Raw genomic sequence first — 12,469 nt, 5'->3', positions numbered from 1 at the left:
GCCGACCCCCTCCGACATTGAAGGGCGCTGAAACAACGCCTGACCAGGGGTTGTGGATAACTCACCACATCCCCGCCTGGGGAGGAAGCGCCCCGCGCCCGGTAGCCCGCGCCCGCGCCCGCGCGCTCAGCGCGGCGCGGCGGCGTCCCACCAGTCGAGCACCCGCGTGCCGATGAGCGTCAGCCACTTCGACGGCTCGCCGGGCTCCACATCCACGTGGAACCACACCCGGCCGGGCTCCCGCCCCTCTTGCAACCACGTGCCGTCCGCCCGCCGCGCCGCCCGCACCACCTCGACCGCATCGGCCAGCCTCGGGTCCGGCGGTACCTCGTCGAACCGCGCGGCCTCGCGGAAGTGGTCCAGCGCGTTGAGGGCGTTGAATCGCCACCGGAACGGATAGGTGAGCTTCGTCGCCCACGGCGCAACCGGCTCCCCGTCCGACAGCCGTCGCAGCAGCCGCCGCTCGAGCAGATACTCCTGCCCGACATGCCGCGCCGCGCGCAGTTCGTCGTCGCCGCCGACGACGCGTTCGTACCAGAGCAGCCCCTTGAGCGTGTTCAGTGTCGAGTGGAACGACGATCTGGTCGACCCCTCGATCCACTCGCAGTTCCAGCCGCCGTCGGCGAGCTGATGATCGAGGAACCACTGGCCGACGCCGCGGACGTCGGCTCCCAGCCACGCGCCGTTGGACAGTGTGTACGCGTTGATGCAGCAGTCCACCTCGCCACCCCAATACGGCAGGTCGTCGTAATCCCACCGGCAGTTCGCGTCGAGGCGCGCTGCCGTATCACCGAGAGCTGCGGCATCCACACCCCACTCCCGCAGCGCGTTGAGGGACCAGGTGGTCGCCGTCCACGGCTGCCCGTCTTCGTCCTCGGTGGCATCGTGCGGGAAGAAGGATCCACCCGCCCACTGCCCATCCGGATCCTGCAGCGCCAGCAGCCGCGCGCCGAACCCCTCGCGGGGGACCCGGGCGCGGGTGGCCTGCCACACCTCGGGCGGGTCGTGAATCACGTCGCGCTCCACCTGCCAGCGCAGCGCCGGATCGGAATCGAGCAACCACGTCGTGCGGACATCCTCGGTCATGGCCGGGACGCTACCACCGCACGTCGACACTCAGCATGCCCGGATCACCGCGCACTACCGTGGAAGGCTCACGCCCACCTCCGGAGGACCCATGTCGCGTGCGCGCGCCGCGCTGACCGACATCGTCGCCGGACTCTTCCGGCTGACCCCTGCTCCGGCGCCGCGCTGGCCGCTCGCCCTGCAGGCCGCCGTCGCCATGGTCGCCCCGATCGCGGTGTTCACCGTGCTGGGCGCACCGGAACTGGGCTACCGCGCAGCCGCCGGTGCCTTCGTGATCATCCACGCCAGCGCCCTGCCGCCGGCCGAACGCGCGCGAGTGCTCCCGTTCATCGGAGCGGGGCTGCTCGCCGCCGCCGCGCTGGGCGTCGCGTGCGCACACGTCCCCGCCCTTTCGCTCGCCGGTCTGGTCATCGTGGCCCTGCTGGCGGCGGCCACGATGTACGGCTTGGCCCTCGGCGCACCGGGGCCGCTGTTCTTCGTGCTGATCTACGGGCTCAGTGGCCAGATCGCCTCCGCGATGGATGCCGCCCAATCGCTGACCTACCTGGGCACCCTGGCGCTCGGCATCGGCTTCGCCTACCTGCTCGCGCTGACCCCGCTGCTGTGGCCGAGCGTGCGCCGCGTCTCGGCGCGGCCACTGCGGCACCTGCTTCCCCGCCCGGTGCTCACCGGCGTCGCCGGCACGATGTTCCTGCGCGCCGCGGTCGTGACGATCGTGGGCACCGCCATCGGGGCGGCCGTCGACCCGCAGCGGACGTACTGGGTCGTCGGTGCGGCGCTCGGCGTGGTGGGGGTGGCGGTCGGTCGCCGGGTCGCCGTGGCCCGCGGCCTGCACCGGATGCTGGGCACCGTCGCCGGCGCCGGAGTGTTCCTGCTCATCGCGCCGTGGGGTGTCGAAGGCCTGTGGCTCGCGGCGGTCCTGGCCCTGCTGCAGTTCGTGGTCGAGCTGCTCGTGGTGCGCAGTTACGGGCTGGCTCTGGTGTTCATCACGCCGCTCGTGCTGCTGCTGACGGGCGCGGCGACGGGGGAGCTGGGCACCGCCTTCGTCGGTGAGCGCATCGTCGACACCCTCGTCGGCGGTGCACTCGGTGCGGCATCCGGGTTCCTCCACCGCCCCGGCCACGGCGCGGTCGCGACACCACCGCGCTGACGCGGCAGCGCGTCACACTTCGCCATACAACGGGCCGCGGCGCCCCCCGCTCCACCCGGCGTCGCCTGCCCGCTCGACACAGGCCGACACATTCCCCGATCGCCCCTTCGGGGGCCGGCGCATCCTCCTTACGCTGACCGCACGCCGCCACCAGTCGGCTGCACCGCCGTCCGCGACCTCAGGAGACACAATGCCCCGCACCTCCCGCCGCCTCACCCTCGGGGCCATGGTGCGCACGCTGGGCGCCTACCCCTCCGGCTGGCGGCACCCGGGCGCACACGCCGAACCCGGCCGCGACGCCGCGCGGCTGATCGACCCCGCCGGGCTGCACGCCACCGACGCCCACGGCACGCACATCCGGGTGACCGGTCCCCTCAACACCGCCCGGCCGCCGCAGGGCCACCTGCCGATCGTGCATGCCGGCACGTCGTCCCGGTCCCGTGCGCTGGCCGCCGAGCTGGCCGATCTCGCGCTTGTCGCGCCAGCGGCTCGGGCTGCCGCCGGCCGCCACTGAAATCGCCGACCTCGCGCAGGCCACCGCCTGATCGGCCGCGCGCACCGAAGAGAAAGCACCGCCATGTCCCGTTCCTTCCCGCACCGTTCCGCCGCCGCGGCCACCGCGGCACTGGCTCTGCTCGCGCTCACCGCCTGCGCCGCCCCGGCCGGCGGCCCCAGTACGAACGCCGCCGCGGGCGACCCCGTCGAGGGCGGCACCCTGGTGTACCTCGAGCACCAGCCGCACACGACGCTCTACCCGCCGTCGGCGGGGTTCTATCCCAACGGCGGCATCGTCAACAACGTGTTCGACCGGCTCGTGTGGCAAGACCCCGAGACGCTCGAGCTCAAGCCCTGGATCGCCACCGACTGGGAGGTGAACGCCGATGCCACCGAGTACACCTTCAACCTGCGCGACGGGGTGACCTTCTCCGACGGCAGCGACCTGAACGCCGAGGTGGTCGCGAAGAACTTCGACCTGTACGGCCTGGGCGACGCCGAACGCGGCCTCACCGTCTCGGAGGCCATCAACAACTACGAGCGCAGCGAAGTGGTCGACGATGACACCGTCACCTTCCACTTCAGCGCCCCCGCCCCCGGCTTCCTGCAGGCGACGTCGACGAACAACTCCGGCCTGCTGTCGGAATCCACCCTCGACTTCACCCTCGAGCAGTTCGCCCCCGGCAACTCCGCCGAGGTGATCGGGTCGGGTCCGTTCACGATCACCGCGGAGGAGATCGGCGCGACCCTCACCCTCACCGCCCGCGACGACTACGACTGGGCGCCGCCGGACCGCGCACACCAGGGCCGCGCGTACCTCGACGCCGTGCAGATCAACGTCACCCCCGAAGACAGCGTGCGCATCGGCGCCCTGCTATCAGGCCAGGCCGACTACGTCCGCTACGTCGAGGCGCAGGACGAGGCCCAGGTGGAGGGGGCCGGGTTCACGATCTACGCGCCGCAGACCAACGGTGTAAACAACGCGCTGAGCCTGCGGTTCCGCGACGGCATCCTCGCCGACATCCGGGTGCGCCAGGCCCTGACCGCCGGCGTCGACCGCCAGGAGGTGGTCGACACGATCTACTCCGAGAAGTACCCGCTGGCCACGTCGGTGCTCAGTCAGGGCGCGCTCGGCTACGTCGACACCGCCGAGGCGTTCGCCTACGACCCCGACAAAGCCGAGCAACTGCTCGACGAAGCCGGCTGGACCGTCGGGTCCGACGGGATCCGCGAGAAGGACGGCGAACAGCTCACCCTCGTGGTCAACGAAGCAGGACCGCAGCCGCGCTCGTTCGAGGCGCTCACCCTCATCAGCCAGCAGCTGAAGAAGCTCGGCGTGGATCTGCAGATCCTCAAGGCGGATGCCGGGACCGCCGCCGAGGCGATCCGCGATGCGGACCAGGTGCAGATCAACCACTCGATGGTCGCCCGCGCGGATCTCGATGTCATCAAGAGCCAGTTCTTCTCGCAGAACCGCAACGCGCTGCTGAACCTGGACTACGACGACCAGAGCATCGGCGACCCGAAGCTCGAGGAGCTGCTGCAGGCGGTGGCATCCGAGCCGGATGCCGACGCGCGCATCGCCGACAGCCAGGCGGTGCAGCAGTACCTCGCCGAGCAGGCCTACGTCATCCCGCTGTTCGAGGAGCCGCAGGTGTACGGCACCGCCACGAATGTGCAGGGCGTCACCTTCGAATCCGTCGCCCGCCCGAGCTTCTACGAAGTCTGGCTCAGCGACTGATGAGGTACCTCGTCCGCAGGGCCGGGCAGGCGGTCGTCGTCTTGCTGGTCGCGTTCACCGGGGCGTTCCTGCTGCTGCAGGCGCTCCCCGGTGACGCGCTCATGATCAAGTACGAAAACCCCGAGTTGGGGCTCTCTCCGCAGCAGATCGCCGACGTGCGGGAGCGCTTCGGCGTGGATACCCCGCTGTACGCGCAGTACGTGCACACCCTGCTCGGCTTTGTCGCCGGCGACTTCGGCTACTCGCTGCAGACCGGCACCCCGGTGCGGCAACTGCTGGGCGAGGCGGTCCCGCACACGCTGATCCTCGGCGGCATCGCCCTGGTCGTGGCCGTGCTGATCGCGGCGGGCATCGCGTTCCTGTCCAGCGTGCCGCGGTTCGGCTGGATCCGCGACGCGCTGCGGTCGCTGCCGCCGCTCATGGTCTCCATCCCCACGTTCTGGTTCGGCATCATGCTCGTGCAGGTCGTGAGCTTCCAGCTGGGCTGGGTGTCGGTCATTGCGCCGGGCCCCATCGAAGGACTGATCCTCCCCGTCATCACCCTGGCGGTGCCGCTGTCCGCCCCGCTGGCGCAGATCCTGGTGCGCAGCATCGACGACGTCGCCGCGCAGCCGTTCGTGACCGTCGTGCGGGCGCGCGGCGCGTCGCCGTCGTGGATCCTCCGGCGCAACGTCGCCAAGAACGCGATCCTGCCCACGCTCACGATGGCGGGGCTGCTGCTGGGCGACCTGATCGGCGGCGCGGTGCTCACCGAGACCGTCTTCGCCCGGCCCGGCATCGGCCGCATCACCGAGCAGTCGGTCACAAACCAGGACACCCCGGTGCTGCTGGCGATCGTCGTGCTCGCGGCGGCCGCGTTCGTCGTCGTGAACCTCATCGTCGACCTGCTGTACCCGCTGCTGGATCCGCGGCTGGCCAGCCGCGTGAAGGAAGGAGCCACCGCATGAGCGCGCAGACCCTCGTGGGGATCGGCACCGAGATCGTCGATGAGCAGGCCGCCGCCCGCCTCGACCCGCCCACCGCCGCCGCACCCCGCCGCGCCGGGTGGCGCGCGCGGGTGCGGCGCGTGCGCCCGACCGAGATCGGGTCGTGGCTCGTGCTGATCGTCGTCGTCGCCTGGGCGATCGTGCCCTGGCTGTTCACGCCGCTGGACCCGTTCGCAGGGGATGCCGCCGCCGCGCTGCAGGCGCCCAGCGCGCTGCATCCGTTCGGCACGGATGCCACCGGGCGCGACATGTACGCCCGCGTCGTCCACGGCGCGGTGCAGTCGCTCTCCGGCGCCCTCGTCGCCGTCACGGTGGGACTGGTGGCAGGCACGTTCCTCGGGGTCGTCGCGGGCACCGTCGGCGGGATCGTCGACGACGTCATCATGCGGATCGTCGACGTGCTGCTGGCCATCCCGGGGCTGCTGCTGGCGCTGAGCCTCATCATCATCCTGGGCTTCGGCACGGTGCAGGCCGCGATCGCCGTGGGCATCGGGGCGATCGCGAGCTTCGCCCGCCTCACCCGCTCCGAGGTGCTGTGGGTGCGGGGCACGGACTACGTCGAGGCCGCCTATGCCAGCGGCGGCCGGTTCTGGGCGGTGCTGCGCCGCCACATCCTGCCCAATTCGCTCACCCCGGTGCTCGCGCTCGCCGCCCTCAACTTCGGCGCTGCGATCCTGGCGATCTCGGCGCTCGGGTTCCTCGGCTACGGCGCCCCGCCGCCCATCCCGGAGTGGGGGCTGATGATCGCGGAGGGCCGCAACTACATCGCCACCGCGTGGTGGCTCACGACCCTCCCGGGCGTTGTGGTGGTCATCGTCGTGCTCAGCGCCAACCGGCTGAGCGCCGTCGCCGCCGAGAAGGGACGTCGCTGATGTCGCAGGACGTACTGACCGTCGCCGGCCTCGAGGTCGCCTACGAAGTGGGCCGTGCCCGGGCCCACGCCGTCCGCGGCGTTGACTTCACGATCGCCCCCGGCGAAGTGCTGGCGCTGGTGGGCGAGTCGGGGTCGGGCAAGACCACCACGGCGCAGGCCGCGACCGGCCTGCTGGCTTCCAACGGCAGCATCACCGGCGGCCGGGTGCTGCTGGGCGACCTCGATGTCACCGGCTGGACCGACCGGCAGTTCCGCTCGGTGCGGGGCACCCGCATCGGGTGGATCCCGCAGGACCCGCATTCCTCCCTCAACCCGGTGGCCCGCATCGGCGACTCCGTCGCAGAGGTGCTGCGCGTGCACCGCTGGCAGGACAATGACGCACGCAAGCGCCGGGTGCTGGAACTGCTCGACCGCGTCGGCATCCCCGAGCCCGACGTACGCGCCCGCCAGTACCCGCATGAGCTGTCCGGCGGCATGAAGCAGCGCGTGCTCATCGCAGCGGCGATCGCGCTGCAGCCGGCCCTGCTCATCGCGGACGAGGCGACCAGCGCGCTGGACGTGACGGTGCAGAAGACGATCCTCGACCTCATCGACGACCTGCGCCGCGAACACGGCACCGCCGTGCTCATGGTCACCCACGACCTGGCCGTCGCCGCCGACCGCTCCCACCGCATCGTGGTGCTGCAGGACGGCCGGGTGCAGGAGGCGGGGGACACCACGCGGGTGCTGGAGGACCCGCAGAGCGCCTACACGCGCCAGCTGATCGCCGACGCGCCCTCGTTCGACATCGCGGTGCGCGCGCCGCAGTCGGTGCCGGCAGCGGGGACGGATGCAGCGGCATCCGCGGAGCCCGCCATCGTCGTGTCCGCCCTCACCCAGGAGTTCCCGCGCGGCCGCAAGCGCGCACCCCTCCGCGCCGTCGACGACGTGTCGTTCCAGGTCGCGCCGGGCACGACCCACGCGATCGTCGGCGAGTCCGGGTCCGGCAAGACCACCATCGCCCGCATCGTGATGGGGTTCCAGCGGCCCACCGCCGGCTCCGTCGTCGCCGGCGGGCACGACGTGGCGCGGCGGGACCGGGCCAGCGCCGCGGCGTTCCGGCGCGACGTGCAGATGGTCTACCAGAACCCGTTCGCCTCGCTCGACCCGCGGCAGCAGGTCGCGGCGATCATCGCCGAACCGCTCGTGAACTACCGGCTGGGTACGGCCGACGAGCGCCGCACGAGGGTCGCCGACATCGTCGACCGGGTGGCGCTGGCATCCACCGTGCTGCAGCGGCATCCCCGCGAACTCTCCGGCGGCCAGCGGCAGCGCGTGGCGATCGCCCGCGCACTCGTGCTGAACCCCCGCGTCGTCGTGCTCGACGAGGCCGTGTCGGCGCTGGATGTCACGGTGCAGGCGCAGATCCTGCGGCTGCTGGAAGACCTGCAGCGGGACCTGGGCGTGACCTACCTGTTCATCTCGCACGACCTGGCCGTCGTCCGCCGCATCAGCGACACCGTCTCGGTGCTGCGGCAGGGACGGGTCGTGGAATCGGGCACCACCGAGCGGATCTTCACCGACCCGCAACACGACGACACCGCACGACTGCTCGCCGCCATCCCCGGCGGCGCGCGGCGATCCGCGCCGCAAACGGCAGCCGTGCCCACCGAAGGAGTACCGGCATGACCAAGCGCCTGGCACTGTTCACCCGCCTGCTGGACGACGCCGCGCCGGCGGAGCGGTTCCGTCTCGCCACGCAGCAGATCCAGCACGCCGAGCGGTTCGGGATCGGCCGCGCCTGGGTCGCGCAGCACCACTTCCGCGCCGCCGAGGGCGGGCTGCCGTCACCCTTCGTGTTCCTCGCGCATGTCGCCGCGCACACCGAGTCCATCCGGCTCGGCACCGGCGTGGTGACCCTCACCCTCGAGGACCCGGTGCGCGTCGCCGAGGATGCCGTCGTGGTCGACCTGCTCTCCGGTGGGCGCATCGACCTGGGGCTGGGCAGCGGCGGATCTCCCGCGACCTTCGTGCCGTTCGGCATCGAGCCGCACGAGAAGACGCTGCAGTACGAGCGCAAGCTGGCGGTGCTGCAGGCGGCGCTGTCCGGTGGCGACATCGGTGGCGGCGCGACCCTGTATCCGGCCGCCGGGTCGCTGGCCCAGCGCGTCTGGCAGGCCACGTTCTCGGCCGGCGGCGGCACCCGGGCGGGCGTGAGCGGCGACGGGCTGCTGCTCTCGCGCACCCAGCCGCGCCCGGCCGATGCGCCCGACGCGACCCTCGCCGAGATCCAGGACCCGATCATCGACGCGTACCTTCAGGCGCTTCCCGCCGGCGCGACGCCGCGCGTCACCGCCTCGCGCACCGTGTTCGTCGCCGACGACCGCGACGAGGCCCGCCGGTACGCCGAGGCGGGCCTGCGCCGGGCCGCCGAGGGGCTGCGCCGCACGGGCCAGGTGATCCCCGATGGCGACCTGGACGAGCTCATCCGCGCCACCGACACCCACATCGGCACACCCGACGAGGTTGCCGCCTCGCTCGCCGCCGATCCCGTGCTCGCCCGCGCCGACGAGATCGCCTTCCAGGTGCACTCCGTCGACGCGCCGCACGAACTGGTGCTGCGCTCGATCGAACTGTTCGCCACCGTCGTCGCGCCGGCCCTGGGCTGGCAGGCCGCGGCATCCACCCCCGCCCTCGAATGGAGCCACGCATGAGCACCGCCCCCCCACCGGACGTCGTCGACGCGATCGTCGGCATCGAACCCGGGTCCACCCTCGACGCGCTGCGCCGGCGCCGGCCGGTCACGCGCACCGAGACCCAGACGAGCTTCGACGCCCTGTTCGCGCCGCGCAGCGCCGACGAGGTGACCCTCGCCGAGCGGGCCCTGGTGGCGGCGTTCGTCACGCGTGTCACCGGCGACGACGACACCGCCGCGTTCTACCGCGACCGGGCCGCGGCGATCGACCCCGACCGTGCCGGGATCGTGGCCGCCGAGGCATCCGCCGCCGCAGCATCCGGACCCTTCGGCCGCTACGCCGAGCCGGGCCTACAGCACGAGAACACCGAGGGGCTGCGCTATCGGGCGGACGACGCCGTCCGCGCCGAGCTCGGCGAGCGCCTTGCCACTGCGCTCGAACACGCGCACCTGCTGGTGCTGCGCCCCCGCGAGGCGGATGCCGCCGCACTCGCTGCCCTGACCGAGGCGGGGTGGTCCGTGGACGGCATCGTGACGCTGTCTCAGCTGGTGGCGTTCCTGTCGCTCCAGCAGCGGGTCGTCGCTGGCCTGCAGACCATCGCCGAGGAGGCCGCAGCATGAGCACCACGACACCGACCACGACCGTGCCGGAGCGTTTCACGCAGGACCAGGTCGGCTGGACGCCGCACCTGGAGCCGAAGGCGGTCGACGACCTCGACGAGCGGGACTACGACGGGCTCGTGGACCGCGGCCGGGCGTCGAGCGACTACTTCCGGCTGCTGGTGCGCGACCCGGAGATCCTGGGCGCGCGCACCCGCGTGGACAAGGACATCTTCTACAACACCGACGGCGGCCTGCCGCGGGCCGAGCGCGAGCTCGCCGCGACCGCCGCGTCGCGGCTGAACGGGTGCGTGTTCTGCGCGTCGGTGCACTCCCGGTTCGCCGCGCACCACTCCAAGCGTCATGACGACGTGCAGCGGCTGCTGGACACCGGCGTCACTGCGGACCTGGACGAGCGGTGGAACGCCATCGTCGCGGCGGCCGTCGCGCTCACCCGCACCCCGTCGCAGTTCTCACCCGATCACGTGCGGCGGCTGCGCGCGGCGGGGCTGGACGACCTCGCGATCGCCGACGTCGTCCACGGGGCGGCGTTCTTCAACTGGGCCAACCGGCTCATGCTGTCGCTCGGCGACCCGGTCGCGCCGGCCTGACCCGCGCGGCGCGGGGTCAGGCGACGCTGAAGTTGTCGCGGAACAGCACCTCGGGGTCATAGCGGCGCTTCACCTCGCGCAACCGCGCGAGGGTGGTGGGCGGGAACGCCTGCTCGATGAGGGCCGGGTCGGTGCGCGACTCGAAGCTGAGGTACAGCCCGTCGAAGTGGGCGGCCACGGCATCCCACAGGTGATCGAACGTCGTGCCGCGTCCGATCGCGGTGACCGAGAACGCGGCATCGCGGTGCGCGTACGCCGTGGCATCCGCCGGCACGTCGGCCACCGCCCCGCCCACCGAGCGGATCTGGAACCACGGGCTCGCACCGGAGGCCACCAGCGCAGCGATCGCGTCGGCGGCGGCGTCGAGGTCGCGCAGCAATCCGGAGCGGAAGCGGGGTTCGCCCTGCCCGTCGTGCACGGCATCTGCGGCGTTGGCCATCACCGTGGCGTACGTCGACAGCTGCACCGACTGCCCCACCAGGGGCCCCAGCTGCGCGAACGGCTGCAGCCGCTGGATGATCGTGTCGGGGTCGGGGTTGTCGACCACGCCGTACACCTGCGCGATCGGCGGTTGGCCGTCACGTCCCGGTGTGAGGATCGCGAACAGCGTCACGTCGCGAGGCGCCGCCTGCATCGTGGCGCCGAAGCCGCGGACGAAGCCCGCCAGGTCGCTCGCATCGAAGGCGAGCTGCACCCAGCCGAGGTCGCCGACGGGCGACGCCTCGAATTCGAACGCCACCACGATGCCGACGTTGGCCCCCGCGCCGCGCACCGCCCAGAACAGGTCGGGGTTCTCGGTAGCGCTGGTGCGGACCACCGTGCCGTCGGCCAGCAGCACGTCTGCGGCGACCATCCGGTCGATCGTCAGCCCGTGCTCGCGGGCGAGGAAGCCGATGCCGCCGGCCGTGGCGAGTCCGCCGACGCCGACGCCGCCGTAGTCGCCGCTGGAGATGGCCCACCCGTGCGGTTCGAGCGCGCGGGCGACCTGCATCCACCGCACACCCGGGCCGATCCGCACCCGGCGGGTCTCGGGGTCGAGCACCTCGATCTGCGACAGCGCCCCGAGGTCCACGACGATGCCGCCGTCGTTGGTGCTGCGGCCGCTGACGCCGTGCCCGCCGCTGCGGATGCCGAAGGGGAGGTGCCGATGCCGGCGGGCGAACGCGACGGCATCCGCCACTTCCGCGACATTCCGCGGTCGCAGCACGATGCCCGGGGACCCGCCGCGCAGGTACGTGGAGCGCACCGTACGGTAGCCGAAGTCGCCGGGCTCGACGGCGTTCTCGCGGAGCGACTCGGGCACGTCGTCGTAGGCGATGCCCTCGCGCCGGCGGGAGATGGCCGCGGCGCTGCGCCCGGGCGCGGCCACGCCGACGCGCGCGCGTTCGGCGGCGACGGCCTCGCGCACGGCGGGGATCGTCTCGGCGGCGAAACGCTGCAGCAGGGCGGGGTCGTCGCTGCTCACGATGAACGCCGACATGCCGTCCTGCAGGGCGAGCTCGACGAGCTGGTCGGCGCTCTCGCCGCCGGAGATGTTGAGCAGCCGGCGCACTTCGCCCGGGTGGCGGCCGACGCCGGATGCCGCGTCGTCGATGCGGGCGTTGCCGGCGGCGATGTCGCCCGGCTTCATATACCCCAGCGAAGGGAGCCAGCCGTCGGCCTTACGTCCCGTCAGGCGCAGCATCCGCGGCTTGTAGGCGCCGAGCCAGATGGGCACGTCGTGCGCGGGGGCGGGCCCCCGCTTCGCGCCGTGCACCGGATAGTGCTCGCCGCCGTGCACTGCTCCGCGCTCGCCGGCGGCCCACAGCTCCCGGATGAGGTCGATCGCCTCCTCCAGCGCTTCGACCGATTCACCGGCGGTGAGCCGGGGGACCCCCATCGCCTCGATCGCGTCCCAGAACGCCCCCGCACCGAGGCCGAGGTTCAGGCGCCCGCCCGAGAGCAGGTCGAGGGATGCCGCGGCGCGCGCGAGCACCGGCGCCGGTCGCATCGGCAGGCTCGTGACGTTGGGGGCGATCTGGATCGTCGTGGTGGACGCGGCGACGTACGACATCAGCGTCCAGGTGTCGAGGAACCGCGGCTGGTAGGGGTGGTCCTGGAAGGTCGCCAGGTCGTAACCCAGCTGCTCGCTCAGCTGAGCCAGCTGCACGACCTGCTGCGGGTTGGCCGCCGCCGGGGTCAGAAAGGTGCCGAAGAGCAGGTCATGTCCGTAGTCCACACCCGACGCAACGTGCCGGGGGCGCGTTTGCTTC

11 protein-coding genes are annotated in these 12,469 nt (G+C 72.4%); 9 read left to right on the top strand and 2 right to left on the bottom strand.

What is annotated here, in order from left to right; all coding sequences use genetic code 11:
* Positions 1-126: 126 nt before the first annotated feature.
* A complete protein-coding gene (locus QNO11_RS13580) occupies positions 127-1,086 on the bottom strand; it encodes a prenyltransferase/squalene oxidase repeat-containing protein (protein ID WP_257507760.1) in 960 nt (319 codons plus the stop codon).
* A gap of 91 nt (positions 1,087-1,177) precedes the next feature.
* On the opposite strand from QNO11_RS13580, the gene QNO11_RS13575 reads away from it, so the two are divergent.
* The 9 genes from QNO11_RS13575 (at position 1,178) to QNO11_RS13535 (ending at position 10,217) form a co-directional block, all read left to right on the top strand.
* A complete protein-coding gene (locus QNO11_RS13575; protein ID WP_257507761.1) occupies positions 1,178-2,236 on the top strand; it encodes an FUSC family protein in 1,059 nt (352 codons plus the stop codon).
* A gap of 190 nt (positions 2,237-2,426) precedes the next feature.
* A complete protein-coding gene (locus tag QNO11_RS13570) occupies positions 2,427-2,750 on the top strand; it encodes an LLM class flavin-dependent oxidoreductase (protein WP_257507762.1) in 324 nt (107 codons plus the stop codon).
* A gap of 63 nt (positions 2,751-2,813) precedes the next feature.
* A complete protein-coding gene (locus QNO11_RS13565) occupies positions 2,814-4,472 on the top strand; it encodes a TIGR04028 family ABC transporter substrate-binding protein (RefSeq protein WP_257507763.1) in 1,659 nt (552 codons plus the stop codon).
* Entirely contained in the window at positions 4,472-5,419 is a 948-nt protein-coding gene (locus QNO11_RS13560) for an ABC transporter permease (RefSeq protein ID WP_257507764.1), read from the top strand. The genes QNO11_RS13565 and QNO11_RS13560 overlap by 1 nt, the downstream gene beginning before the upstream one ends.
* Positions 5,416-6,330, top strand: coding sequence for an ABC transporter permease (locus QNO11_RS13555; RefSeq protein WP_257507765.1), 915 nt, complete (start codon positions 5,416-5,418; stop codon positions 6,328-6,330). Before QNO11_RS13560 ends, QNO11_RS13555 begins: the two co-directional genes overlap by 4 nt.
* Positions 6,330-8,000 carry a dipeptide ABC transporter ATP-binding protein gene (locus QNO11_RS13550; protein ID WP_257507766.1) on the top strand — a complete coding sequence of 557 codons (1,671 nt, stop codon included), beginning with the start codon at positions 6,330-6,332 and terminating at the stop codon, positions 7,998-8,000. Before QNO11_RS13555 ends, QNO11_RS13550 begins: the two co-directional genes overlap by 1 nt.
* Positions 7,997-9,025, top strand: a complete 1,029-nt coding sequence (locus QNO11_RS13545) for a putative FMN-dependent luciferase-like monooxygenase (protein WP_257507767.1) — start codon at positions 7,997-7,999, stop codon at positions 9,023-9,025. The genes QNO11_RS13550 and QNO11_RS13545 overlap by 4 nt, the downstream gene beginning before the upstream one ends.
* Positions 9,022-9,627: a CMD domain protein gene (locus QNO11_RS13540; RefSeq protein WP_257507768.1), complete on the top strand. Its 606-nt coding sequence runs from the start codon at positions 9,022-9,024 to the stop codon at positions 9,625-9,627. Before QNO11_RS13545 ends, QNO11_RS13540 begins: the two co-directional genes overlap by 4 nt.
* The gene (locus QNO11_RS13535; protein WP_257507769.1) at positions 9,624-10,217 is read left to right on the top strand and encodes an alkylhydroperoxidase domain protein; all 594 of its coding nucleotides are present in this window, start codon (positions 9,624-9,626) and stop codon (positions 10,215-10,217) included. The genes QNO11_RS13540 and QNO11_RS13535 overlap by 4 nt, the downstream gene beginning before the upstream one ends.
* Before the next feature lie 16 nt (positions 10,218-10,233).
* On the opposite strand, the gene QNO11_RS13530 is transcribed toward QNO11_RS13535, so the two are convergent.
* A complete protein-coding gene (locus QNO11_RS13530) occupies positions 10,234-12,435 on the bottom strand; it encodes an LLM class flavin-dependent oxidoreductase (protein ID WP_257507770.1) in 2,202 nt (733 codons plus the stop codon).
* Positions 12,436-12,469 lie beyond the last annotated feature (34 nt).

Origin of the sequence: Microbacterium sp. zg-B96 (assembly GCF_030246865.1) — a bacterium.
Taxonomy (GTDB): Bacteria; Actinomycetota; Actinomycetes; order Actinomycetales; family Microbacteriaceae; genus Microbacterium.
The sequence above is the reverse complement of the archived record's forward strand: the minus strand, read 5'-3'. Positions and strand labels throughout refer to the sequence as shown.

Bases quoted from the DNA above. Each gene is read 5' to 3' on its own strand.
- QNO11_RS13575 (WP_257507761.1), top strand. From the start codon at position 1,178: ATGTCGCGTGCGCGCGCCGCGCTGACCGACATCGTCGCCGGACTCTTC.
- QNO11_RS13580 (WP_257507760.1), bottom strand. From the start codon at position 1,086: ATGACCGAGGATGTCCGCACGACGTGGTTGCTCGATTCCGATCCGGCG.
- QNO11_RS13540 (WP_257507768.1), top strand. From the start codon at position 9,022: ATGAGCACCGCCCCCCCACCGGACGTCGTCGACGCGATCGTCGGCATC.
- QNO11_RS13535 (WP_257507769.1), top strand. From the start codon at position 9,624: ATGAGCACCACGACACCGACCACGACCGTGCCGGAGCGTTTCACGCAG.
- QNO11_RS13565 (WP_257507763.1), top strand. From the start codon at position 2,814: ATGTCCCGTTCCTTCCCGCACCGTTCCGCCGCCGCGGCCACCGCGGCA.
- QNO11_RS13570 (WP_257507762.1), top strand. From the start codon at position 2,427: ATGCCCCGCACCTCCCGCCGCCTCACCCTCGGGGCCATGGTGCGCACG.
- QNO11_RS13560 (WP_257507764.1), top strand. From the start codon at position 4,472: ATGAGGTACCTCGTCCGCAGGGCCGGGCAGGCGGTCGTCGTCTTGCTG.
- QNO11_RS13555 (WP_257507765.1), top strand. From the start codon at position 5,416: ATGAGCGCGCAGACCCTCGTGGGGATCGGCACCGAGATCGTCGATGAG.
- QNO11_RS13550 (WP_257507766.1), top strand. From the start codon at position 6,330: ATGTCGCAGGACGTACTGACCGTCGCCGGCCTCGAGGTCGCCTACGAA.
- QNO11_RS13545 (WP_257507767.1), top strand. From the start codon at position 7,997: ATGACCAAGCGCCTGGCACTGTTCACCCGCCTGCTGGACGACGCCGCG.